The organism is Pseudoalteromonas sp. BZK2, assembly GCF_014349195.1.
In the GTDB taxonomy this organism is placed as follows: domain Bacteria; phylum Pseudomonadota; class Gammaproteobacteria; order Enterobacterales; family Alteromonadaceae; genus Pseudoalteromonas; species Pseudoalteromonas simplex.
This window is the reverse complement of record NZ_JACSOG010000028.1, coordinates 39,440-61,229: the sequence shown is the minus strand read 5'-3', so window position 1 is coordinate 61,229 and position 21,790 is coordinate 39,440. Positions and strand designations below refer to the sequence as shown.

Annotated in this window: 26 protein-coding genes; 8 read left to right on the top strand and 18 right to left on the bottom strand. The window is 41.8% G+C overall.

The window, feature by feature from the left end; translation table 11 throughout:
- Positions 1 to 98 precede the first annotated feature (98 nt).
- Positions 99 to 311: a hypothetical protein gene (locus tag BIZ38_RS16180; RefSeq protein ID WP_187490746.1), complete on the bottom strand. Its 213-nt coding sequence runs from the start codon at positions 309 to 311 to the stop codon at positions 99 to 101.
- Between the two features lie 78 nt (positions 312 to 389).
- Between BIZ38_RS16180 and BIZ38_RS16175 the strand changes: the two genes are divergently transcribed.
- Complete coding sequence (locus BIZ38_RS16175; RefSeq protein WP_054563788.1) at positions 390 to 923, top strand: gamma carbonic anhydrase family protein; 534 nt, start codon at positions 390 to 392, stop codon at positions 921 to 923.
- Here BIZ38_RS16175 and BIZ38_RS16170 read toward each other — a convergent pair.
- Both BIZ38_RS16170 and aroE read right to left on the bottom strand, forming a co-directional pair.
- Positions 920 to 1,174 (bottom strand): DUF1488 domain-containing protein, encoded by a 255-nt coding sequence (locus BIZ38_RS16170; RefSeq protein WP_054554756.1) that lies wholly within the window; start codon positions 1,172 to 1,174, stop codon positions 920 to 922. The two genes, BIZ38_RS16175 and BIZ38_RS16170, sit on opposite strands and share 4 nt — an antisense overlap.
- Positions 1,171 to 1,995, bottom strand: a complete 825-nt coding sequence (gene aroE, locus BIZ38_RS16165; protein WP_187490745.1) for a shikimate dehydrogenase — start codon at positions 1,993 to 1,995, stop codon at positions 1,171 to 1,173. The genes BIZ38_RS16170 and aroE overlap by 4 nt, the downstream gene beginning before the upstream one ends.
- 41 nt (positions 1,996 to 2,036) lie before the next feature.
- On the opposite strand from aroE, the gene BIZ38_RS16160 reads away from it, so the two are divergent.
- From BIZ38_RS16160 to BIZ38_RS16150, 3 genes are all read left to right on the top strand, one after another.
- Entirely contained in the window at positions 2,037 to 2,468 is a 432-nt protein-coding gene (locus BIZ38_RS16160; protein ID WP_054554758.1) for a group II truncated hemoglobin, read from the top strand.
- A gap of 81 nt (positions 2,469 to 2,549) precedes the next feature.
- On the top strand, positions 2,550 to 4,145 hold the full coding sequence (locus BIZ38_RS16155) for a methyl-accepting chemotaxis protein (protein WP_187490744.1): 1,596 nt from the start codon (positions 2,550 to 2,552) through the stop codon (positions 4,143 to 4,145).
- A gap of 66 nt (positions 4,146 to 4,211) precedes the next feature.
- Positions 4,212 to 4,664, top strand: coding sequence for a hypothetical protein (locus BIZ38_RS16150; protein ID WP_054554763.1), 453 nt, complete (start codon positions 4,212 to 4,214; stop codon positions 4,662 to 4,664).
- On the opposite strand, the gene hemF is transcribed toward BIZ38_RS16150, so the two are convergent.
- The 6 genes from hemF to BIZ38_RS16120 form a co-directional block, all read right to left on the bottom strand.
- Complete coding sequence (hemF, locus tag BIZ38_RS16145; protein WP_187490743.1) at positions 4,661 to 5,611, bottom strand: oxygen-dependent coproporphyrinogen oxidase; 951 nt, start codon at positions 5,609 to 5,611, stop codon at positions 4,661 to 4,663. The two genes, BIZ38_RS16150 and hemF, sit on opposite strands and share 4 nt — an antisense overlap.
- 2 nt (positions 5,612 to 5,613) lie before the next feature.
- Positions 5,614 to 6,180 (bottom strand): L-threonylcarbamoyladenylate synthase, encoded by a 567-nt coding sequence (locus BIZ38_RS16140; protein WP_138617971.1) that lies wholly within the window; start codon positions 6,178 to 6,180, stop codon positions 5,614 to 5,616.
- A 34-nt stretch (positions 6,181 to 6,214) separates the two neighbouring features.
- Complete coding sequence (locus tag BIZ38_RS16135) at positions 6,215 to 6,784, bottom strand: type I DNA topoisomerase (protein ID WP_138617973.1); 570 nt, start codon at positions 6,782 to 6,784, stop codon at positions 6,215 to 6,217.
- 71 nt (positions 6,785 to 6,855) lie between these two features.
- Positions 6,856 to 7,329: a DUF494 family protein gene (locus tag BIZ38_RS16130; RefSeq protein WP_054554767.1), complete on the bottom strand. Its 474-nt coding sequence runs from the start codon at positions 7,327 to 7,329 to the stop codon at positions 6,856 to 6,858.
- Complete coding sequence (gene dprA / locus BIZ38_RS16125; protein WP_187490742.1) at positions 7,322 to 8,419, bottom strand: DNA-processing protein DprA; 1,098 nt, start codon at positions 8,417 to 8,419, stop codon at positions 7,322 to 7,324. Before dprA ends, BIZ38_RS16130 begins: the two co-directional genes overlap by 8 nt.
- A gap of 30 nt (positions 8,420 to 8,449) precedes the next feature.
- Positions 8,450 to 9,568 (bottom strand): LysM peptidoglycan-binding domain-containing protein, encoded by a 1,119-nt coding sequence (locus BIZ38_RS16120; protein WP_187490741.1) that lies wholly within the window; start codon positions 9,566 to 9,568, stop codon positions 8,450 to 8,452.
- Between the two features lie 118 nt (positions 9,569 to 9,686).
- Between BIZ38_RS16120 and def the strand changes: the two genes are divergently transcribed.
- From def to trkA, 4 genes are read left to right on the top strand one after another with little or no spacing between them, the layout of a single operon-like run.
- Positions 9,687 to 10,196, top strand: coding sequence for a peptide deformylase (def, locus tag BIZ38_RS16115; protein WP_054554770.1), 510 nt, complete (start codon positions 9,687 to 9,689; stop codon positions 10,194 to 10,196).
- Positions 10,197 to 10,216: 20 nt separating this feature from the next.
- Positions 10,217 to 11,170, top strand: a complete 954-nt coding sequence (gene fmt, locus BIZ38_RS16110; RefSeq protein ID WP_054554771.1) for a methionyl-tRNA formyltransferase — start codon at positions 10,217 to 10,219, stop codon at positions 11,168 to 11,170.
- Positions 11,163 to 12,449 (top strand): 16S rRNA (cytosine(967)-C(5))-methyltransferase RsmB, encoded by a 1,287-nt coding sequence (gene rsmB, locus BIZ38_RS16105; RefSeq protein ID WP_187490740.1) that lies wholly within the window; start codon positions 11,163 to 11,165, stop codon positions 12,447 to 12,449. The genes fmt and rsmB overlap by 8 nt, the downstream gene beginning before the upstream one ends.
- A gap of 12 nt (positions 12,450 to 12,461) precedes the next feature.
- Positions 12,462 to 13,838 carry a Trk system potassium transporter TrkA gene (trkA, locus tag BIZ38_RS16100; protein WP_054554773.1) on the top strand — a complete coding sequence of 459 codons (1,377 nt, stop codon included), beginning with the start codon at positions 12,462 to 12,464 and terminating at the stop codon, positions 13,836 to 13,838.
- 84 nt (positions 13,839 to 13,922) lie between these two features.
- Here trkA and BIZ38_RS16095 read toward each other — a convergent pair whose 3' ends face one another.
- From BIZ38_RS16095 to BIZ38_RS16055, 9 genes are all read right to left on the bottom strand, one after another.
- Positions 13,923 to 14,141 (bottom strand): EF-hand domain-containing protein, encoded by a 219-nt coding sequence (locus tag BIZ38_RS16095; protein WP_054554774.1) that lies wholly within the window; start codon positions 14,139 to 14,141, stop codon positions 13,923 to 13,925.
- Positions 14,142 to 14,227: 86 nt separating this feature from the next.
- The gene (locus BIZ38_RS16090) at positions 14,228 to 14,443 is read right to left on the bottom strand and encodes a calmodulin (RefSeq protein ID WP_054554775.1); all 216 of its coding nucleotides are present in this window, start codon (positions 14,441 to 14,443) and stop codon (positions 14,228 to 14,230) included.
- 140 nt (positions 14,444 to 14,583) lie between these two features.
- Positions 14,584 to 14,796 carry a calmodulin gene (locus tag BIZ38_RS16085; protein WP_054554776.1) on the bottom strand — a complete coding sequence of 71 codons (213 nt, stop codon included), beginning with the start codon at positions 14,794 to 14,796 and terminating at the stop codon, positions 14,584 to 14,586.
- A gap of 67 nt (positions 14,797 to 14,863) precedes the next feature.
- Complete coding sequence (locus BIZ38_RS16080) at positions 14,864 to 15,073, bottom strand: EF-hand domain-containing protein (protein WP_187490739.1); 210 nt, start codon at positions 15,071 to 15,073, stop codon at positions 14,864 to 14,866.
- A gap of 468 nt (positions 15,074 to 15,541) precedes the next feature.
- Entirely contained in the window at positions 15,542 to 16,198 is a 657-nt protein-coding gene (locus BIZ38_RS16075) for a flagellar brake domain-containing protein (protein WP_187490738.1), read from the bottom strand.
- Positions 16,199 to 16,233: 35 nt separating this feature from the next.
- The gene (locus tag BIZ38_RS16070) at positions 16,234 to 17,685 is read right to left on the bottom strand and encodes a TrkH family potassium uptake protein (RefSeq protein ID WP_054554779.1); all 1,452 of its coding nucleotides are present in this window, start codon (positions 17,683 to 17,685) and stop codon (positions 16,234 to 16,236) included.
- A 95-nt stretch (positions 17,686 to 17,780) separates the two neighbouring features.
- Positions 17,781 to 18,398: a YigZ family protein gene (locus BIZ38_RS16065; RefSeq protein WP_187490737.1), complete on the bottom strand. Its 618-nt coding sequence runs from the start codon at positions 18,396 to 18,398 to the stop codon at positions 17,781 to 17,783.
- Between the two features lie 57 nt (positions 18,399 to 18,455).
- Complete coding sequence (pepQ, locus tag BIZ38_RS16060) at positions 18,456 to 19,778, bottom strand: Xaa-Pro dipeptidase (RefSeq protein ID WP_054554781.1); 1,323 nt, start codon at positions 19,776 to 19,778, stop codon at positions 18,456 to 18,458.
- Between the two features lie 93 nt (positions 19,779 to 19,871).
- Positions 19,872 to 21,758, bottom strand: coding sequence for a transglycosylase SLT domain-containing protein (locus BIZ38_RS16055; RefSeq protein ID WP_054554782.1), 1,887 nt, complete (start codon positions 21,756 to 21,758; stop codon positions 19,872 to 19,874).
- Between the last annotated feature and the right edge of the window lie 32 nt (positions 21,759 to 21,790).

The window sequence follows — 21,790 nt, the reverse complement described above, 5'->3', positions numbered from 1 at the left end:
CCACACAGATGATTGCTTTATATTGTTAAAGAACGTTGCGACGTTGTCGCTAGGGATGCGTATAATACATCCTTAATTTTTCGAGTCAACACTTAATTTCAAACTTTCTTTTGATTATTTGAAACCGAAGTTTCACTTAACTCTCTGTCACGTTGTTCAGCGCCTTTCGTTGCTGCCCGCCGTGTCAGTGGGGTCGCATTATAGGGAGATGGATTTTTTACGCAAGCACTTTTTTCAATAAAATTTAAAAAAACGTACTGTTCGCTCAGCTTTTGAACTAAACACCCTAAAACTGGCTGTTTAGCAGTCAATTTAGCTCTGTTTTGGTGTATTTATTTGCTTCGCTGTTACACTAGACTGAGCGCATTTTTAAATTAAAAGGTGAATTTATGACTATCCGTTCTTATAAAGGGATCACTCCGACATACGATAATAGTGTTTATATTGATGAGTCATCGGTTTTAGTCGGTGATATTACGCTTGGTAAAGATTCAAGTGTATGGCCTCTTGTTGCTGCGCGAGGTGATGTTAACTATATACGTATTGGTGAACGTACGAACATTCAAGACGGCAGTGTTTTACATTTAACACGCGCTTCTAAGTCAAACCCCGATGGTTACCCTCTTATTATTGGTGATGACGTCACTGTCGGTCATAAAGTTATGTTACACGGCTGCCAACTTGGTAATCGTATACTTGTTGGGATGGGTGCGATTGTGATGGACAACGCAATTGTTGAAGATGATGTGATCATTGGTGGTGGTTCATTAGTACCACCTAACAAGCGTTTAGAGTCTGGTTACCTTTATGTTGGTAGCCCTGTTAAACAGGCTCGCCCTTTAACAGAGCAAGAGCGCGCCTTTTTAAAAATCTCTGCTGATAATTATGTTCAGCTTAAAGATGAATACTTAGCTGAGGGCTAAAACACTTCGGTTAATTCAATTTGTCCTGCCGAGTTATACTGCTCATCTTCGATCAGTTGCTCGGCGAGCTCTTCGTAATCGAAACGATAAGATTCAAAGTAATTAACCGCACTGCTTTGATCAGCAAAATCATACTTGCTGGTATCAATAACACACTCCACCATAAAGCCACTAACTTGGGCAAAAAACACCAACTGCTTTTCTTCAGGCTTAAATTCGAGTCTGTCTATAAATTGGATAGCTTGATTCACGCAATTTCTCCTGCTTTAAGCGCGCTAACAACGGGGATGATTTCTGGCATTTTATTGCGCCATACAAAATAAGCCTGCGCCGCTTGACCAACAAGCATGCCACAACCATCGAGAGTTAAACATGATGGGTTAATCGACTTAACCCAACATGTAAATGTCGTATCATCATTCGCGTAAAACATATCGTAAGCGCATTGACACTTAGCAACATGGTCTTCAGCTATACCTGGCAAGTCTCCCGTTACACTGCTTGAGGTTGAATTAATCACCACATCATAGTTGTTTGCTGGGATATCATTCAAAGCAAAGCCCTGCACATCAATTTCACCATTAAAATGACTCGCTAGCGCCTTTGCTTTTTCGGCGGTACGGTTGGCTATTGTTAAGCTTTCGATTTGCTCATTCAATAATGGCTGAATAACACCGCGCGCCGCACCACCAGCGCCAATAAGAAGTACTCGCTGCCTTTTTAAGGTGACTTTATTGGCTAAAAGATCTTTAACAAGCCCTACACCATCGGTGTTATCCCCCAGCAGGCTACCATCTTCGAGTTGTTTAATCGTGTTTACTGCTCCGGCTATTTTCGCTTGCTCTGTAAGTTCATCGACCATGGCAAACGCTTGCTCTTTAAATGGCAAGGTGACATTAGCCCCTTTACCACCCGCAGCGAAAAACTCAGCGACAGTTTTTTCAAATGCATCTGTTGGTGCTAAAATGGCGCTGTATAGTATTTGCTCGTTTAATGATGCAGCAAATTGTGCGTGTATTGCGGGTGATTTCGAATGTTTTATTGGATTTCCAAAAACCGCGTATTTGTCCATAGTGAAGCAACCTCTTCGCCCTGTAGAGCTTTATTAATATTATGATTAAACGACTTTTTTCTAAATCGAAACCAACGCCTGAAACACCTACCCCAGAAAAAACACCTTACGAAATTATTGGCGGTGAAGCAGGAGCTCGAGCAATTGCAAATCGATTTTACGACATAATGGCCACAGATGAATACGCCAAACCATTATATGATATGCATCCTCAGCCTTTAGATAGAATTCGCCAAGTATTCTTTGAGTTTTTATCTGGCTGGCTGGGCGGCCCTGACCTATTCGTTGAAAAATATGGTCACCCAATGCTAAGAAAGCGTCACATGCCTTTCCCTATTGATCAAGACCTACGTGACCAATGGATGCATTGTATGAATAAAACGCTTGATATCGAGATTGATAACCCACTCCTGCGCGAAGGGTTAAGACAATCGTTATCGCAACTCGCCAGCCATATGATCAATCAAAACTAACGAAGCTTTGCGCTATATCAATGTACGCTTTTTCTAAATAAAGATAATAAATTTTCCTTAATTTAGAAAAAGCGTCGTCGAATGAAGTCTATACAATTTAAAATTTATGCCTTGTTGGCACTGACAGGCGTATTGGTATTATTTGCCAGTATATTCAGCAGCGCTCAGCAACAGCATGAATTAGCGCAAGATACCGTTGAAAGTAACATTAAACTGCTTGCCGATAATTATTTTGATTCTATTAACACCATGATGCTAACTGGCACCATGGCTAATCGCGAAATTCTGAGTACTAAATTAAGAAGCCATCCTAATATTGCAGACGCCCATATCATTCGTAGTCCAATCGTTAATAAAATTTATGGGCCAGGAAATGCCAACCAAGTTGCGACTAACGATGCTGAACGAAAAGCACTAACAGGCACTGAAGCACTATTTATTGATAATCAAAATAGTACGATGACTTATCTTAAGCCTATGTTTGCTCGTAGTGATTATAAAGGAACAAACTGCTTAGGCTGCCATCAAGCACAAGAAGGCGATGTGTTAGGTGTAGTAAAAATTAGTTATTCGTTGGCTGATATTGAGCAAGAAGTATCGCAAAACACCTTAACGAATACGCTACTACTAACGACTATTTTCATTACTGCATTTTCACTACTGGCCGTGATGTTTAGAAAAATATTCATCAAACGCTTAAAAGTCATTAGCCACACCATGCACTTGGCAACCACCAATAAAGATTTAAGCCTCACGGTAAATGACAGTAATAATGACGAGCTTAGCTCTCTCGCCACCAGCTTTAATCACATGATAGGCGCGTTTAAAGATAATATTGCCCAAGTCTCCCATTCTTCTAAGGTATTGATCCACTCAGCCGAAAGCATTTATGCCTCAGCGGATACCACCGAGCAAGCGATCTTAAAGCAAAAGCAAGGGACAGATTCGGTCGCTGCCGCCATCAACGAATTAGAAAGCTCATCAAGCGAAGTAAAAAACACCACCCATTTTGCGTCTGAGAAGTCTGAGCACAGTAATCAACTTGCGCAGCAAAGCTTACATGTTGCTGAGCACACTGAGCAAAGTATTAATCAACTTGCGGCAGATGTTAGAGCGGCAGCTGAGCAAGTAAGTCAACTACAAACGCAAACGTTAGACGTTGGTAAAGTACTCGAGGTGATCAGTAGCATTGCCGAGCAAACTAACTTACTTGCACTTAATGCTGCCATTGAGGCAGCTCGTGCTGGTGAAGCTGGCCGAGGCTTTGCTGTGGTAGCCGATGAAGTACGTACTTTAGCAACCCGTACCCATGACTCAACCGACGAAATTCGCCGCACTATCGATAAACTACAAGCTGAAGCAGCACAAACCGTTAATACCATGAATAACTCTTGCGAAGAAGCAGACGAAAGAGCAGTTCAAGTTAAGCAAGTTGCAAAAGCTCTACGTGATATTTCTTCGCAGATGAGCGAAATAAATCAACTTAACGTGCAAATCGCTGATGCCACTGAACAGCAAAATCTAGCAGCTGAAGAAATTAACCAAAGCGTTATAGCAATTAGTGACAATGCCGAGCACTCATTGGTTGATGCCCATGAAAACCAAAAAGTCAGTGAAGAGCTGTTGTCGTTAGCACGGTCACTGGATGAACAAGTAAGACGCTTCAAATTAAGCTAAATTGCGCACTTTTCGTGCAACTGCTAGAGTTGTTATATACATTTCATAGTAAATAAGGATGTTTAAATGAAATTTATAACAACTCTTTTAGTCTGCATTGGGATTATTGCAGCGCTATTATTTACCTATCAGCACAGCGTGAATGATACTGCTGATCAACTAAGCACTATTGATCAATATATTTATCAGGATGATATTCAACAGATTGCTCAATCTCTTATCAGTCAAGATAAAACCTCACAGAGCGATAAACATGAACAAAGCATTGTTGATGGTTTTGATAAGCTTATTCAGCACCCTGAATATTTTGAGGTGAAACTTGATTTCTATGCCTGTGATATTAGTCAATGCTTAACACAGGTTAGTGCCCCCATTGATACACCATCTGATAAGTTAGAGATATTAAAAGCAGAAGTGCTATTTAGTGTCTTGGCAGAGCTGCCTAACAGTGACAGTGTCGCCACCCTCGTTGAGGGTGACAACACAATGTTGATTAGAGTGGTTTCAATACTTGATTAAAGCTGCCACTGACGTGCAACTAAATCTGATTCTTTGCTGTTTAACCAATCTTGCGGACGTAAATAGTACTGATACAGCTTAGCTTCTGGGCTATCTGCAGCAGGTACATAGTTATACTCCCAACGTGCTAATGGTGGCATCGACATCAAAATTGACTCAGTACGTCCGCCTGTTTGTAAGCCAAATAATGTACCGCGGTCCCAAACAAGATTAAATTCAACATAACGACCACGACGATACAGTTGGAAATCGCGTTGTTGTTCGGTTGTCGGCGTGTTTTTACGGCGCTCAATAATAGGAAGGTAAGCATCTAAATAGCCATTTCCTACCGCCTGCATAAAGGCAAAGCTTTGTTCAAAGCCGAGCTCATTTAAATCATCAAAGAATAAGCCACCAACACCACGTGTTTCGCTGCGGTGTTTTAGATAAAAGTAATCATCACACCAGTTTTTATATTTGTCGTATACCGATGCACCGAATGGCTGACATAAATCGCTTGCCACCTGATGCCAATGTTGTACATCTTCAAATACAGGGTAATAAGGTGTTAAATCAAAACCACCGCCAAACCACCAAATTGGATCTTCACCTTCTTTTTCGGCAATGAAGAAACGCACATTGGCGTGACTCGTTGGAATATGTGGATTATTAGGATGGATCACTAATGACACACCACATGCATGAAAACTACGACCTGCGAGCTCTGGACGATGCGCTGTTGCAGATGCTGGCATTGACGCGCCAAAAACATGCGAGTAGTTTACCCCACCCTGTTCGATGACATTACCACCTTGGATAACACGAGTACGACCACCGCCGCCTTCTGCACGTTGCCAATTATCTTCAACAAATTTTGCTTTGCCATCGGCACTCTCAAGACCCTGACAAATTGTATCTTGTAAGGCCATTAAATAGGTTTTAACTTGTTCGAGTAGCTCGCTTTGCATGTTTATCCTCTAAATACTTTGCCGGTCGCAGCGTCTTTGATCACACTTGGTTGGCTGTTGCCACCTAACGGCTCATCAACATAAAAATCTACCGTGTCAGCAAATTCGCTTTTCGCTTGTGCGATAGTCATTACCGTTTCTTGACCGGTTAAGTTTGCACTTGTTGAAACTAACGGCTTACCAAATTGCTGACACAGGGCTTTTACTGTTGGGTGATCAGTTACACGCACAGCAATAGTATCAAATTGACCCGTTAACCACTTTGGCGTTTCTTTTGCTGCCGGCATCACCCAAGTTATAGCACCTGGCCATTGTGAAAAGATATCAGCACGTTTATCCATGGGGATTTTGGCATCATCTACATACTTTAATAACTGGCCATAATTGTCAGCAATTAAAATTAAGCCTTTTTCTACAGGGCGTTGTTTGATGGCTAAAAGCTTTTCAACCGCAGATTGGTTATCAGGATCGCAACCAAGACCAAAAACAGCTTCGGTTGGGTAAACAATCACACCGCCTTGCTGCAAAGCGTCAATTGCATTGGCTGGTTGTGCAACAGGATCAGACAAAGAAACTCTCCTAAATAAACAAATTACAAGTGCATTAAGATTCGACTAACTTATGCATACACGACTTCTGCGGGCATTGTAACACAACACCTGAGGCAGTTTTCTTTTCGGTCATAATTGGCCACTGACAGGCAGGACACTCGGTCGCCACAGGTTTATGATTAAGCGTATATTTACAGCGCGGATAGCCATCACAAGAATAAAAGGTTTTGCCAAACTTATTACTACGCGCAACCAGCTGGCCTTTTTTGCATTTTGGGCAAGCAGGTAATTGAGGGGCACCGTCAGGCTCTTCATCATGTGCAATATAGTGGCACTCGGGATAGCCCGTACACCCAATAAACATGCCGTAGCGGCCATTTTTAATTACCAATGGCTTGCCACATTCTGGGCAGGCACTGTCTTCGAGTACTTTTATTTGTTGGCTATCGTGATGAGCTAATGGGCGGATGTAGTCACATTTAGGGTAACTGGCACAGCCTAAAAATGGCCCTGACTTTGAGTTGCGCATAACCAATTCAGAACCGCATTTAGGGCAAACCTCATACTCTTTTTCGAGTGCATGTTTATCTGCAGAAAAAAGAGAATGGTCGATTTTACTCATAAGATTCCTGTGGGGTTGGCTAATTTTCGCCTAATATACCCAAACTCAACAAAGATACAAGCAAAGTCGAATTAATGTAATACATCGGTTGGTTCGTCAAATATTAAGTCTTCCATTTGTGCGTAAGCTTGCTCTGATCCAGGTACATTAAATAACACCATCAGCACTACCCACTTTAGATCTTCCAAAGAAATAAATGGTTTATCTAAAGCGCAAAGCCTATCTATCACCATTTCGCGGGTTACGGTGTTAATCACACCAATTTGCTCAATAAACATTAAAAAGCCGCGACACTCAACACTTAACATTTGGCATTCACTATCTGTGTATATACGCATAGCATGTTGTGGTTGGGCATTAAGGTACGGGTAGATATCGCTTTGTTGTAAGTCTGCAAGTTGCTCTAGCCAATCAAGGGCTTTGTAGATTTCAGGTTTGTTGAAGCCAGCACGAACTAACTCATCGGTAAGTTCGTTCTCTTCAGTAAAGATTTCAGCTTCACTATGGATATAGTTTTCAAAAAGATACATGAGGATGTCAAACATGTTTATGTCCTCCCAGTCTTATATAACCATCTAGTACTCGTTCGATTTTATCTGCGAGCTCTAGGTCGAGTAACCGAGCTTGTACTTCGTCTACAGGTAATTGGCTGCGCAGTGTTATTTGATCAACACTTGTTACCTCATACCCTATACTTTTGAACACTGGGCAGTCGGGTTCATCTGCTATGGGCTGTTCTATACTATATAGACTGTTTTCACAGAAAAAGCTCACTTCATCAAGAATATCACTAATATTTTCTGTCAATTTAGCGCCTTGCTTAATTAAAAAATGACTCGCCTCTGAAAGTGGGCTTTTTATCGAACCCGGCACTGCAAACACTTCTTTATTCTGCTCAAGTGCATAGCGTACGGTAACCAAAGAGCCACTTTTAATCTGCGCTTCTACAATCAACACACCTAATGATAATCCAGAGATAATACGGTTTCGGCGCGGAAAATTAGCGGCATTAGCAGCAGTGCCTGGTAAGAACTCAGAAACCAATAAGCCCCGCTCTGCAACTTGTTTAATGAGCAAACTATGGCGTTTGGGATAGGCAATATCGATACCCGTACCAAGTACAGCAATGGTGTTTCCTGTTCCTGCTAATGCACCTTTATGGGCTGCGCCATCAATGCCCAAAGCCATACCAGATGTCACCGTCATGCCAACAGAAGATAATTGATGAGCAAATTCAGCAGCTATTTCAAGCCCTGTTGGTGTGGCATTACGGCTACCGACAATTGCTATTTGTGGTGACCGTAATAGCTCAGTGTTACCTAAACAAAATAATAAGATAGGTGCACTGGCTATTTGTTTGAGTAAGGGCGGATAGTTGCTATCAAAATAACTGATCACTTTGATTTTAAGCGTTGATATCTGCTCTTGATAGTGGGCGACTAATTGCCAATCGGTATTAACTAAGTTATCGGCTTGGCTTTGTGATAAGCCCAGCTGCTGAAGCTCTAAACTAGATAACCTAAATAGCTCATCCAGTGGCTGCTTTTGACTTAATGCAATAAGGCTTTTTATCCCAAGCCCTTTACATAAATAAAAGGCAAGCCAATGGGATAGCTTGCCTGAAACCTGTGCCATGCTCCCTCCTTAGAGCGCCCAAATTGTGAGTTAGTTTATAACTGCATAATCTCCAACTCGGATCGGGTGCTGATTTTTCACAATCAATGCGTAGCTAACGTTGTCATATACCTTAAACACCATTAGTTCACCGACTTTTTCCTTTGGCATATGCCATACAATACTGTCTTCGTCACTTTCGATACCGAACAGCTCATTTGCGTCAGTCATGAATTTCTCAAGGCTGTTAGAGTCTTCGCGGTAGCGAGGACCATTGCGACCGTCATACACTTCTGGTGATTGACGTTGAATATCGAGGACGAAACCCGGTTTCACTTGGTCCGAGCCTAAGTTTAGTACAACAATATCCATGGTACTAAATTCACGCATTTCATTAGCTGACGCGATTATCGTGCCATCTAAAGCCGTTTCTGGACGTTTCATTGTGAAATAGGCAGGCAACATCTGCCCTTCCATTGCTGGCATTAAAAAGTCATGCGGCTTAATTTCTTGTTTTACTAGCTCAACCTTAACTGAGGCAGGAACGCCATTTGCTACATCACCGCTTCTAAATGAGCGAACAATCGCCACAAGCTCAGCTTTATTCGCCAATACTTCATTGGTCTTTGGATCAACAAGGTCATTTCCTTTTCGATAAACCCCATACGCTTCATTTAAATGCAGGTCACCTTTAACATAGAGTGTATGCCCCAAGGTGTTCATTTTAGTATTAACACTAGCGCCTAAAATATAGGGTTTATCAGCAATAATTTCGGCACTAATCGCTTGCTCATAGCTTAAATATGGGCGTAATAATTCCAATGGTAAGGTAGGCACTGCATTTTTGCCTTTTGGAGTGATTCGCCCTTCTGGAGAGAGTTTTTTATAACGCGCATTTTTAACTAAACGAGGATTTCCGTCTTTATCGTAAATTAAAGTGAGCGCATCACCCGGGTATATTAAATGTGGATTCGCAATTTGTGGATTCATTTGCCATAAGTCAGGCCATTGCCAAGGCTCATCTAAATACACACCAGAAATATCCCAAAGTGTGTCGCCATTTTTTACAACGTATTGTTTTGGCGCATCTTTTTTTATTGTTAACACATCAGCAATTGCAGGAAAAGCACTGCTAAAGGCTAGCAAAGCCGCAACTAGTGGGTATCTCATTTGGCTTCCTTGTGTTGTTTTTCGATTATTATCAACCAAAACCTGTTAAAGGTGAACACGAATGGCTAAAATAAGAGCATACAATACCCTAAATGAATCACAAGTGTAAAAGGTAACTATGGCTAGGTTAGAAGTTTTAAGATTTCCGGATGAGCGTTTACGTACAATCGCGAAAGAAGTGCCAGAAGTAAACGATGAAGTTCGTCAAATCGTCAAAGACATGCTTGAAACTATGTATGACGAAAACGGTATCGGCTTAGCAGCAACGCAAGTAGATATCCACCAGCGCATTGTGGTGATCGATGTATCTGAAGAGCGCGACCAACCGTTAGTGTTAATCAACCCAGAAATCACCAAAAAAGATGGTTCAACGGTGAGTGAAGAAGGCTGTTTATCAGTTCCTTATTCATATGCAAAAGTTGACCGCGCAGAAACAGTCACTGTTAAAGCGCTAAATGAAAACGGTGAAGAATTCAGCCTAGACGCTGACGAGCTATTAGCGATTTGTATTCAGCATGAGCTTGATCACCTTAAAGGCACTCTATTTATTGATTATCTATCACCTTTAAAGCGCCAACGAATCCGTAAAAAGCTTGAGAAAGAAGCTAAGCTGGCAGCTAAATCATAAGTTAATCAATAGGAATATCTGTGACACAACCATTACGCATTATTTTTGCTGGTACGCCGGATTTTGCTGCGCGCCATTTACAAGCACTGATTGACTCAGAGCACGACATTGTTGGTGTATATAGCCAACCAGATCGCCCAGCGGGCCGAGGTAAAAAGCTAAAAGCCAGTGAAGTTAAAGAGCTGGCGCTTGCTCATGATTTACCTGTATTTCAACCGCAATCACTCAAATCAGATGAAGCACTTGCAGAGCTTACCAGCCTGAACGCCGATATTATGATTGTAGTGGCGTACGGCTTACTGTTACCAAAAGCGATTTTAGATGCACCGCGCTTAGGCTGCTTAAACGTGCATGGCTCTATTTTACCGCGCTGGCGTGGTGCTGCACCGATCCAACGTGCTATTTGGGCTGGTGACAACGAAACCGGTGTAACAATAATGCAAATGGATGAAGGCTTAGATACAGGCGACATGCTGCATATCAGCCGTTGCCCAATTGATAGCACAGAAACCAGTAGCTCTTTATACGATAAATTAGCTGCATTGGGTCCTGATGCACTGATCAGTACAATCAACCGTCTTGCTGCAGGTGAAATCACTCCAGAAAAGCAAGATGACGCACAAGCTAATTACGCTAAAAAGTTATCAAAAGACGAAGCCAATATTGATTGGTCAATGGATGCTGCGCAAATTGAGCGTAATATCCGCGCTTTTAATCCATGGCCTGTTTGTTTTACCGAAATGGCAGGACAAACAGTAAAAATTTGGCAAGCCGAAGTTGTATCGCAAACTGCACAAGCCGGTAAAATCATTGCTGCTGATAAGCAAGGTATTACTGTTGGCTGTGGGCAAGATGCACTTAAAATCACCCTTCTTCAACCGCAAGGTAAAAAACCAATGGCTGTTACTGACTTTTTAAATGGTCGCAGTGATTGGGTCGAGCCTGGCTCAGTATTAGGTCAAAGCAATGAGTAATGTAAGAGCACTTGCTGCTGAAACCCTTTACAACGTAGTCGATAAAGGCGCGTCGCTTAATAAAGAGCTACCTTTTGCAAGCCAGGGTTTATCGCCGAAAGATAAAGCTTTACTACAACAAATTTGCTACGGTGTGCTGCGCTATTTACCTAGCCTAGAAAATTATTGCCAGCAACTTTTAGATCAACCACTAAAAGGTAAGCGCCGTATTTTCCAGTTCTTGTTGTATGTGGGTATTTACCAACTTCAACATATGCGTGTACCACCTCATGCAGCAATCAGCGAAACGGTTAATGCGCTTCAGCAAATGCGCGCACTGGGTTTAAAAGGTCTGATTAACGCGATTTTACGCAGTTTCCAACGTGAGCAAGCTGAGCTTGAAGAAAAAGCAAAGCAAATTCCTGTTTGCAAATTTAACCACCCAGGTTGGTTTATCAAACAAGTTACTGCAGCTTATCCTGATAACTGGCAAGAAATTCTTGAAGCGAATCAGTTGCAAGCACCTATGTGGTTACGTGTAAACCAAGCGCAGTACAGCACCCAAGAATACAGCGAGATGCTTAAAGCAAATGATATTGAGCATATCCTTAATGCTGATTTTCCTGATGGTATTAAACTAGCTAAACCGTGTGATGTATACGCATTACCAGAGTTTGATACCGGTGCCTGCTCAGTTCAAGATGCAGCGGCACAATTAGCAGCACGCTTTTTAGATCCACAAAATGATGATGTCATTTTAGATGCGTGTGCAGCGCCAGGTGGTAAAACGTGCCATATCTTAGAACTTGCCGACGCTGACGTATTAGCACTAGATAGCGACAGCGAGCGTCTAGAACGTGTTAAACAAAACTTAGTGCGTATTGGCTTGGCAGCCGATCTACAATGTGCCGATGCTTCACAACCCCATATCTGGTGGGATGAACAGCAATTCGACCGTATTTTGCTTGATGTGCCTTGTTCAGCAACTGGCGTGATCCGTCGTCACCCTGATATTAAGTGGTTACGTCGTGCATCTGATATTGAAGATCTAGCTAACTTACAAGGCGATATCCTAAATAGCATTTGGCCTCTACTTAAGCCTGGTGGTACGTTAGTTTATGCGACCTGCTCTGTATTACCGCAAGAGAACCAACAACAAGTTGCTAAGTTCCTTGCCAATAATCAAAGTGCTGAACACATACCTTTGCATGAAAACGACACCCCTACGTTACCTGGTCTGCAATTACTGCCTGGTGAAAGTGACGGTTTCTATTACGCAAAGCTAGTTAAAAAACACTAATAAGAACAAGCTATGAAAATAATCATACTCGGTGCCGGACAAGTTGGTGGCACATTGGCAGAAAACCTCGTAGGTGAGCAAAATGAGATCACCGTTGTCGATATCGACGGTAACCGTTTGCGAGAGCTACAAGATAAGTACGACTTACAAGGTGTTACCGGTCACAGTGCGCATCCCGATGTATTGCGTCGCGCAGGCGCAGAAGACGCCGATATGATTATTGCCGTAACCAGTTCAGATGAAGTGAACATGGTTGCTTGCCAAGTTGCTTATAGTATTTTTAACACACCGACCAAAATTGCCCGTATTCGCTCAGAGCAATACTTAAAGTACCGTGAAAAGCTATTTCATAATGACGACTTACCTGTTGATCACTATATTGCTCCTGAAGCGCTGGTAACTAAGTATATTCGTCGCTTAATCGACTATCCGGGTGCTTTACAGGTATTACAATTTGCCGATGGCATGTTATCGCTGGTTGCGGTGAAAGCCTATTACGGTGGTTTGCTGGTGGGTTATGCACTTTCAGCCTTGAAAGAACACATTCCGAATGTCGAAACCCGTGTAGCGGCTATTTATCGTCAAGGTAAAGCGATAAAACCGCTTGGCACAACGGTTATCGAAGCGGACGATGAAGTGTTCTTTATCGCTGCAACAAAGCATATTCGCGCAGTCATGAATGAACTTCAAAAGCTCGAACGTTCATACAAAAAGATCATGATCGCCGGTGGTGGTAATATCGGTGCAGGTCTTGCGCGTTCACTTGAGAAAAACCACAGCGTTAAGCTGCTTGAGCGCAATAAAGAGCGTGCAGCACAGCTTTCTGAAATGCTTGATAACACCGTCGTATTTTGTGGCGATGCCTCTGATCAAGAACTGTTATCTGAAGAACATATTGAACAAGTAGATGTTTTCATTGCTGTTACCAATGATGATGAAGCAAACATTATGTCTGCGATGCTGGCAAAGCGTATGGGCGCACAAAAAACCATGGTGCTTATTCAGCGTGGCGCTTATGTAGACTTAGTACAAGGTGGTGAGATTGATATTGCTATTTCGCCTCAGCAAGCCACTATTTCAGCACTACTAACACACGTTCGCCGTGGTGACATTGTTAATGTTTATTCGTTACGTAAAGGCGCAGCAGAAGCTATTGAAGCTGTCGCTCATGGTGATGAGCATACATCTAAAGTTGTTGGCCGAGCAATTGCTGAGATTAAGCTACCAGCTGGAACTACCATTGGTGCAATTGTACGTAACGATGATGTGCTGATTGCCCATGACGATACCGTTATTCAGTCTGGCGACCACGTTATCATGTTCTTGATTGATAAAAAGCACATTACAGTTGTTGAAAAGCTATTCCAAGTAAGTGCTATCTTCTTGTAAACGAACGCTTATAAACGAAAAAAGCAGCCATGACAGCTGCTTTACGACTCTTGAAGTGAAAGTACCTAACTTTTCTAAAAGATTCTACTGAATTTGAGCAAACTCTTCTTTTGAAAGTTCGCCATTACCATCGCTATCTAACTCTGGAAATAACTTTTCAAGCTGCATATTTGCAGACGCTTCTTCTTTGCTGATCACACCATCACCGTCGGTATCGAACGTTGCAAAGCTTACGCCTTGTGCAAAGGCTGCTGATGATGTTGCTAGTGCTAAAATTGCGATTGTTGTGCTTAACTGTTTCATAATAACTACCTTAAATTTTAAAAGAGTGAAATCCGTTTCTGAGATCCTTGCTTAGTGGAAACTGGTATAACTACGTACTAATTCAGTTATTCGGCTTCAGAGAACTCAGCTTCAGTAAGAACGCCGTCGCCATTCACATCTAGTGTTTTAAACTGCGACATAATTTTTGCGTCAACGGCTGCTTCACTTTTGCTAACCACGCCATTACCGTCAACGTCTAGAGTGTCAAAGTCAGATGCTGCAAAAGCTGCTGATGATGATGCAAGTGCGATTAAAGCTAATGTTTTGTTTACTGTTTTCATAATCATATTCCTTCAATATTAAGAGTGTTAGCTGATCACACTTCCAGTGTTGTCCTTTGTCATGGATTCCCTTATCCATTTAGGCTGTCTTTGGCAGCTCAGAACTAATCAGCTAAATAAACTGGTTTTGCTTAATCACATTAAGCTTTTGAAAATTCTTGTTTCGATAACTCACCGTTACCGTCAGTGTCTAGTTCACTGAATTTGCTCATAAGCTCTGCATCTACCGATGCTTCGCTTTGGCTGATAACACCATTGCCATCAACATCTAAGGTATCGAAGTCACTCATCGCAAATGCTGCAGATGAAGATACAAGTGCCATAAGTGCTAGTGTTTTATTTACTGTGTTCATAATGTCATTCCTTCAAAATGTGTTGTCTTGAGTTAGAAATCCTTTTCAGTGCGTCCTTACAATGAAATTAAGCTTTTGAGTACTCTTGTTTTGACAGCTCACCGTTGCCGTCTGTATCAAGCTCTTTAAATTGGCTCATTAATGCTTTGCTTACAGATGCTTCGCTTTTGCTGATTGCGCCATCACCATTAACATCTAATGTGTCAAAGTCAGCGGCAAATGCTGCAGATGAAGTTGCAAGAGCTACAAGTGCTAAAGTTTTGTGTAACGTTTTCATAATCACTATTCCTTCAATGTTGTCTCAACTGTGATAAAGGATATGTTCCTGAATCAGTTTTTCTCTGTGTTCGCTAAGACTATTTCAACTTCGATGCCAAAGTTAAAAAGAACAATAAAATCAGTGTATTAAATTAAAATACCGAGAATTAGGGGGAAATAACGCGATTTATTTGTTGCTGTTTTGCAACAAGCTCGGTGGTTGGTTTTTTGTCACCTTTAAAATCAATAAGTTACAAAGATTAAAATGGAGACAATAGCGATTAATTCGGATTAGAAAACAGAAAAGTTAGGGATTGGAAAATAAACTCTATCTGAACAACAAAACTTAAAGAAAAAAATCGAAATTAATTTAATTAGTAACACATTGATTTAATTGGTTATTTAAATTTATTTATAAAATAATTTTAATATCTGTAGGGTTAAATTGAGGAAAATAGCCATTTTGTTGCAAAATGGCGAATTGGCATTAACTATCCAACACTGAAAGGTCAATTAAGTGCTCTTCCATGAATTTTTTCATTTCATCTTCACTGGTATCAAGTTGCACACCAAACATAAAGCCACCCGCTCGCTTGCGTACGCTGCATACCTTGCCACTAAACTCACGTTTACTTAGGGTGATTTGGCAGCTTTGTCCTTTAAAAGCGCTTAAGTCCTCCTTGCTATTAATATCAAACTGCACACCTGTCACAGAAATATCTTTAATAAGCCCTGCCAATTTTTGCTCCGAAATCACTAAGTTTGCAGGGAATAAAGTAGGAATACGCGCTTCACTACGCAAGCTATAAAGCTGCACTTGCTGAGGAAAGTCGAGAAAAATTAAGCGATAAGGGTGCGATGATAAGGCGTTTATTTGCTGACGAAAAGCAATCACTTGCCCACCACCCGCTTCGAGCACAGCCCGTATAATCACCATCACACCGTCTTTGATGAAATCACTGCCGTTCGCCAATCGCTTTGAGGAAGGGTAATTTAAGATGATGTATTGCTCATTCATCAAGCCAATAAACTCTGTTTTCACACGCTTACTATTTGTTGGTGTGATAATTTCCACATCAACTAAGCTACCAGCAGGAATACAGGTTAACTTTTCTAAATTTAATTGTTTTTGGGTTTTTGGCACTTTTTGATCTCCATTCCTAGAGAGTTATCCGCCGTTTACCCTCGCCAAAACGTTGGGGTAAATAACACTAATAAAGTAAATATTTCTAAACGACCAAATACCATCGCAATAGTAAGTAGCCATTTTGCCGTATCAGAAATCGCGCCGTAATGAGCGGCGACTTCACCTAAACCAGGGCCTAAGTTATTTAAGCAAGCAGCGGTTGCTGAGAATGCACTGATGTTATCCATACCGGTGCCCATCAGCGCCAACATAATAATGACGAACACTAACGCATAGGCTGAGAAAAAGCCCCAAACGGCTTCTACAACTTTATCTGGGAGTGCTTTTCGGCCTAATTTAATTGAATAAATAGCCCTCGGGTGCACTAGACGATTAAGTTCACGAATACCTTGTAGGTAAAGTAAGAACACCCGCACGACCTTCATACCACCACCGGTAGATCCGGCACAGCCGCCAATAAAACTTGAAAAGATAAGTAAAATAGGTAAGAACAGCGGCCATGCTGAGAAGTTATCAGTCGCAAAGCCCGCGGTTGTACTCATTGAAACCGCTTGGAACATGGCTTGGTCGAGAGTCTCATCACCATCGGCATAAATATTATTTGATGACAGCACAGTAAAGCAGACAATAACTAAGGCTAATTGAATCAATAAAAACACTTTGAATTCAGGGTCGCGTAAATAAACACGAATATTGCGTGACGATACAGCTGCATAGTGCAGCGAGAAGTTAATGGCTGCGATCAGCAAAAACACGACACAGATAAAGTTAATTAATGGGCTATCAAACTGCCCCATTGATGCGTCGTAGGTAGAGAAGCCGCCAATCGCAATCGTAGAGAATGCATGACATATTGCATCAAACCAATCCATCCCTGCAGCCCAGTATGCAAGCGTACAGGCAATCGTCAGCGATACATAGATATACCAAAGGTGCTTTGCAGTATCGGCAATACGCGGCGTCATTTTTGAATCTTTAACCGGACCGGGGGTTTCTGCACGGTATAGCTGCATGCCACCAACGCCTAGCATAGGCAGTACCGCGACCGCGAGTACGATGATCCCCATACCACCTAGCCATTGCAGTTGCTGGCGATAAAAGAGCACTGATTTAGGTAGGTATTCTATGCCCGTAAGTACGGTAGCCCCTGTCGTTGTCAGCCCAGAAAAGGCCTCAAATACCGAGTCAGCTAAGGAAAGATTAGGTTCTTGTAAGAACACTAAAGGCACCGCAGCGAAGGTACCTAGTACTAACCAAAACAAGACCACAATCAAGAAGCCTTCACGGGCTTTAAGATCACCATGTTCATGACGGTTTGGATAATAAGCCGCTAAACCAATTACAACACTAAAGATAAAAGCGAGAACGAATGGCACACCACCACCGTCTTTGTAGATCAAAGACACCAGTGCCGGTGGCACCATAGTGATACTAAATAACGCCACCAGCTGGCCGAGAATTTTTATTATGGTACGAAATTGCATCTAGGCGTATCGCTTTCTTATTAAATGTTTAGCTAATACAGTTTATTGTCTTACAGCCTTAATTGTAAGTAAACGGAATGTATTATTTTTACATTTCAAACTTTTCTGACTTTTAGGCTAACTTCGCCATGAGTCAATTCATGGATATCATCAATCGCTTGCTCTGCCTGACGGCTATCGATTTCAATTTGCCAAGTGATGTTCTCTGCAAATTGTTTTTCGATATTAAGCACCTGATACTGATTTTTTAATAACTGCTCGATTGCACCTTGTACGCTGTAATCACTTTGACCTATCAGCTCAACACTCGGTACCTTGGTAATGGTTTTAAGCTCACGCATGGCGTTATTTAAACTACCGCCGTAAGCACGCACAAGCCCACCTGTACCAAGCTTGATGCCCCCGAAATAACGGGTTACCACCGCTGTAATTTCACCAATACCAGAGCCAGTTAATACATTGAGCATGGGTTTACCTGCTGTGCCATTGGGTTCACCATCATCAGAAAAGCCATACACATGACTGCCACCGGGGTTACCCGCAACATGTGCCCAGCAATTATGACGAGCATCGCTGTATTTATCTTGAATTTCTTTAATAAAGGCTTTTGCTGCCGCAAGATCAGGAGTGTGGGCAATATGCACAATAAAGGTGCTTTTTTTGATTTCTTCTTGGTAAAAAACCGGCTCAGCCGGATATTGGTATTCAGACATAATTGCTTATCTAAAAAAATGGGGCCTATTGGCCCCGATATTCACTAACCTTTATCGTTAATCTAAGTGTAGATCACGCGTCATGTTTTCTAGGCTATCTTCATGAACGATAATATTATCTTCAATACGGATACCGCCAAATGGCTTAAGCGCTTCAACTTTTTCCCAGTTAATAAACTGTTTGTTGTCAGTTTGCGCAAGGTCACCTAATAACGAGTCGATAAAGTATAAACCAGGTTCAATAGTAAATACTTGGTTCTTTTCGATTAAGCGAGTGCAACGTAGGAAAGGATGACCTTCCGGTGGTGCTTGGTGCGCACCTGTATCATCAGCCATAAAACCACCCATATCGTGAACTTGTAAACCAAGGTGGTGACCAAGACCATGCGGGAAGAACGTCGACGTAATACCACGTTCCACAATTTCAGCGGCTGGTAATTTCACAATATTAAAGTCGCTTAGTACTTGCGCTACACGCTGGTGACAATCTAAATGCAATTCACCGTATAACAGACCTGGCTTTAATGCTTTACCTAAAGCGATTTGATGCTCAGTCATTACTTTAATTAAATCGCTAAATTCACCTGACTTTTTAAAGTCATAAGTACGTGTGATATCAGCAGCATAACCATTAAAGTTTGCACCAGCGTCAATAAGGAAAGAATGATGCGTTTGCGGCGCTTTAGGTTCAAAATGCGTGTAATGTAAAATTGCACAGTTCTCATTTAGTGCAACGATATTACCGTAAGGCATTTCGTTTTCACTCTGGCGGGTAGCCATGAGGTAAGCTTGCTGAATATCAAACTCTGAACCACCAGCAAAAAACGTATCACGTGCTGCTTTATGGCCATCTACCGCGATACGGTTAGCTTGTCGTAAACACTCAAGCTCGTATTGTGTTTTATAAGCACGATGAAAATGCAAGTAGTTCATCACTGGCTCTGGATTCATAATGCTAAAGCCCAGTGCTTGCGCTACTTCTAAATATTCACCGATATAAGCATATTTAGCTTTATCATAAGGAAGCAGTTTTTCTACCTGATCTGGCTGTACTAATAATTCAATATCAAAATACTCAGCCCAAAAATCACGTGGTTCGTCAGGCACTTTATGCCAAAAGTCGACAGGACGATAAAAAATCAGTTTCGGCTTAGATGCACCATCAACCACAATCCAGCAATGTGGGTTGTCGATCACTGGTAACCAAGCTTTAAATTGCGGATTCACCTTAAACGGATAATACATGTCATCTAAAAACTGACGTTTAGCCTGACCTGAGTGAATTACTAACCCTTCTAAACCTTCACGCTCTGTAATTGTACGAGTGCGTTGTTGCAAGGTTGCAATATGTTCGGCGTATAGCACCGCTAATTTATCCATAGTAAACCCATCTTTAGTAAATTTAACTTGTTAGAAGTCTATCATAGCCAGCACTATCCCCCAACTGAGGGAGAATAGTGTGGCAAATCGAGTTTAACCACCCATCGACATATCAAGGATTGGCGCTAGAACATTGCCATCGCGTCCTAATCGAGTGTGATAAACCTGCCTGTAAGCAAACACGTTCTTAACGTAGTTTCGTGTCTCTGTGTAAGGAATTAACTCAATCCACAGCTCTGCTGGCATAGCTTGCTCTGGGATCCAACGTTTAATACGATGGTAGCCCGCATTATAAGAAGCCGTTGCTAGGATTTCGTTGCCATGATTTTTCTTTTTCAAATACTGCAAATACTCACTACCAAGACGAATATTAGTACGAGGCTGATATAACTGTTTTCGTGATACCGAGCTCTTATTCATGTATTTAGCAGTGCTTGGCAACAACTGCATTAAACCATGGGCATTGGCATGAGAACGCGCATCCGGTGCAAAAGAGCTTTCACGGCGTGAAATTGCAATGCTCCAAGCGACATCAATATGGCTACGACTACTATAAGTGGCAAACACATTCTTAAATGCAAATGGGAAACGTAAGTCGACATAGTCCCACTCTTTTATTTGCGCTAAGGTGTAGATGGTACTGTCATACCAATCAAGTTCAGCAGCAAGCAAAGACGCAGCGAGCTTTTCTTCTTTGGTTGATGTATCCGTTAAATAATTCCATTCACGACGCGCAGAAGTAAAACGCTCAAGCTCATACAAAGCGCGAGCGCGCTTAAAGCCAGGGGCATTGGCCACCTCAAGCTTTAACTTGTTACTTATATTAATTTCTTTATTATTTAAGCTAACCGGAACACCTAAGCGTGCAGACGCTAAAAAGCCGTAATAGTCACGCTCTTTAGCCACTGTTTGCCAAATCTCACGAGCACGTTCGACTTCACCACGTTGATTTAAGCTATACGCCAGCCAATATTGCTGACCAAGGCTCAAGTTTTCTTTACCTGTGAAAAACGCCACTATGCCAGACCAATCTTGCCTCTCTAGCATATTACCAAGTTGCCATTGCATTAACTTTTGAGTTTGGCGTTCTTTAGGCACCTTATTTAACCAAAAGCGTGCTTGTTGATGACCGCTTGAGGCAAGCGATAACGCAAAGCTGTAGTAAACGTCTGCTTTTTGCTCGTCAGTGTAATTAAACATGGTTTCGAGTTTTTCCCATGCACGTAATGCAAGGTCTTTATCTCGCCATACTAAGCGCTTCACACCATAAATCGCGATTTGCCCTTCTTTAGCAGACTTTTTCTTATAACGATAAAGACCCGCCGAAGCACTTGGGTCTTTGCGTACCTTTAAATATAAATCAGCTAAATATTGATCAGCACGAGGCAATAATGTTTTTAAATATGGAATTAAACTCGATGAGCCTCCTTCGGCAGCTAAGCTAATACGCTGCCAAACTCGCTCTTCGGTTTGGTAGCCTTTTTTCTTCCAAAGTGAGAACAACTCATCACATTCTTTTGGCTGAGATTTTCCTACCACCCATAAATCTGTTACTTGGTTCATGATGGCTTTTTCAGGGGCACCTAAGTCCAATTGAAAACTTAAATAAGGACAAGTTAATTCGTTATTGCTTGTTTCGCGGTAGTTACGAATATAAGCCGCTTTTTTATTATACTTTTTTAAATAATTAAGCCATGCCTTACGCACAGGCCACTCTAATGGCGTGTTTTGGTAAACATTGAGGTAGTCCTCGATTTCGGTCTGGTGTTTAAGGCTTGGGTTTCGTTGCCAATAAGCCTTTTCGACATAAGGTTTCAGTGGGTGATCAAGCCCATTTGCCGCCTCTTTCATGTCTTGATAATCACCGTAACGCGCCTTTTTTTCTGCTTTTAAAAAAGCGTCATGTTTATCGTTGGCTTCAGCTGCAAAAAAAGGAAAAAGTAATGCGGCAGCTGTCCAACCAAGGAGTTGTTTTTTCATGATGACCTTTAACAAAAATTAAAGAATTAATA

Coding starts and splice junctions, on each gene's coding strand:
- rsmB (WP_187490740.1), top strand. CDS start 11,163: ATGAGTAATGTAAGAGCACTTGCTGCTGAAACCCTTTACAACGTAGTC.
- BIZ38_RS16070 (WP_054554779.1), bottom strand. CDS start 17,685: ATGCAATTTCGTACCATAATAAAAATTCTCGGCCAGCTGGTGGCGTTA.
- hemF (WP_187490743.1), bottom strand. CDS start 5,611: ATGCAAAGCGAGCTACTCGAACAAGTTAAAACCTATTTAATGGCCTTA.
- trkA (WP_054554773.1), top strand. CDS start 12,462: ATGAAAATAATCATACTCGGTGCCGGACAAGTTGGTGGCACATTGGCA.
- BIZ38_RS16130 (WP_054554767.1), bottom strand. CDS start 7,329: ATGTTTGACATCCTCATGTATCTTTTTGAAAACTATATCCATAGTGAA.
- BIZ38_RS16095 (WP_054554774.1), bottom strand. CDS start 14,141: ATGAAACAGTTAAGCACAACAATCGCAATTTTAGCACTAGCAACATCA.
- BIZ38_RS16160 (WP_054554758.1), top strand. CDS start 2,037: ATGATTAAACGACTTTTTTCTAAATCGAAACCAACGCCTGAAACACCT.
- BIZ38_RS16065 (WP_187490737.1), bottom strand. CDS start 18,398: ATGTCTGAATACCAATATCCGGCTGAGCCGGTTTTTTACCAAGAAGAA.
- def (WP_054554770.1), top strand. CDS start 9,687: ATGGCTAGGTTAGAAGTTTTAAGATTTCCGGATGAGCGTTTACGTACA.
- dprA (WP_187490742.1), bottom strand. CDS start 8,419: ATGGCACAGGTTTCAGGCAAGCTATCCCATTGGCTTGCCTTTTATTTA.
- aroE (WP_187490745.1), bottom strand. CDS start 1,995: ATGGACAAATACGCGGTTTTTGGAAATCCAATAAAACATTCGAAATCA.
- BIZ38_RS16055 (WP_054554782.1), bottom strand. CDS start 21,758: ATGAAAAAACAACTCCTTGGTTGGACAGCTGCCGCATTACTTTTTCCT.
- BIZ38_RS16085 (WP_054554776.1), bottom strand. CDS start 14,796: ATGAACACAGTAAATAAAACACTAGCACTTATGGCACTTGTATCTTCA.
- BIZ38_RS16150 (WP_054554763.1), top strand. CDS start 4,212: ATGAAATTTATAACAACTCTTTTAGTCTGCATTGGGATTATTGCAGCG.
- BIZ38_RS16120 (WP_187490741.1), bottom strand. CDS start 9,568: ATGAGATACCCACTAGTTGCGGCTTTGCTAGCCTTTAGCAGTGCTTTT.
- BIZ38_RS16080 (WP_187490739.1), bottom strand. CDS start 15,073: ATGAAAACGTTACACAAAACTTTAGCACTTGTAGCTCTTGCAACTTCA.
- BIZ38_RS16175 (WP_054563788.1), top strand. CDS start 390: ATGACTATCCGTTCTTATAAAGGGATCACTCCGACATACGATAATAGT.
- BIZ38_RS16135 (WP_138617973.1), bottom strand. CDS start 6,784: ATGAGTAAAATCGACCATTCTCTTTTTTCTGCAGATAAACATGCACTC.
- BIZ38_RS16090 (WP_054554775.1), bottom strand. CDS start 14,443: ATGAAAACAGTAAACAAAACATTAGCTTTAATCGCACTTGCATCATCA.
- BIZ38_RS16155 (WP_187490744.1), top strand. CDS start 2,550: ATGAAGTCTATACAATTTAAAATTTATGCCTTGTTGGCACTGACAGGC.
- pepQ (WP_054554781.1), bottom strand. CDS start 19,778: ATGGATAAATTAGCGGTGCTATACGCCGAACATATTGCAACCTTGCAA.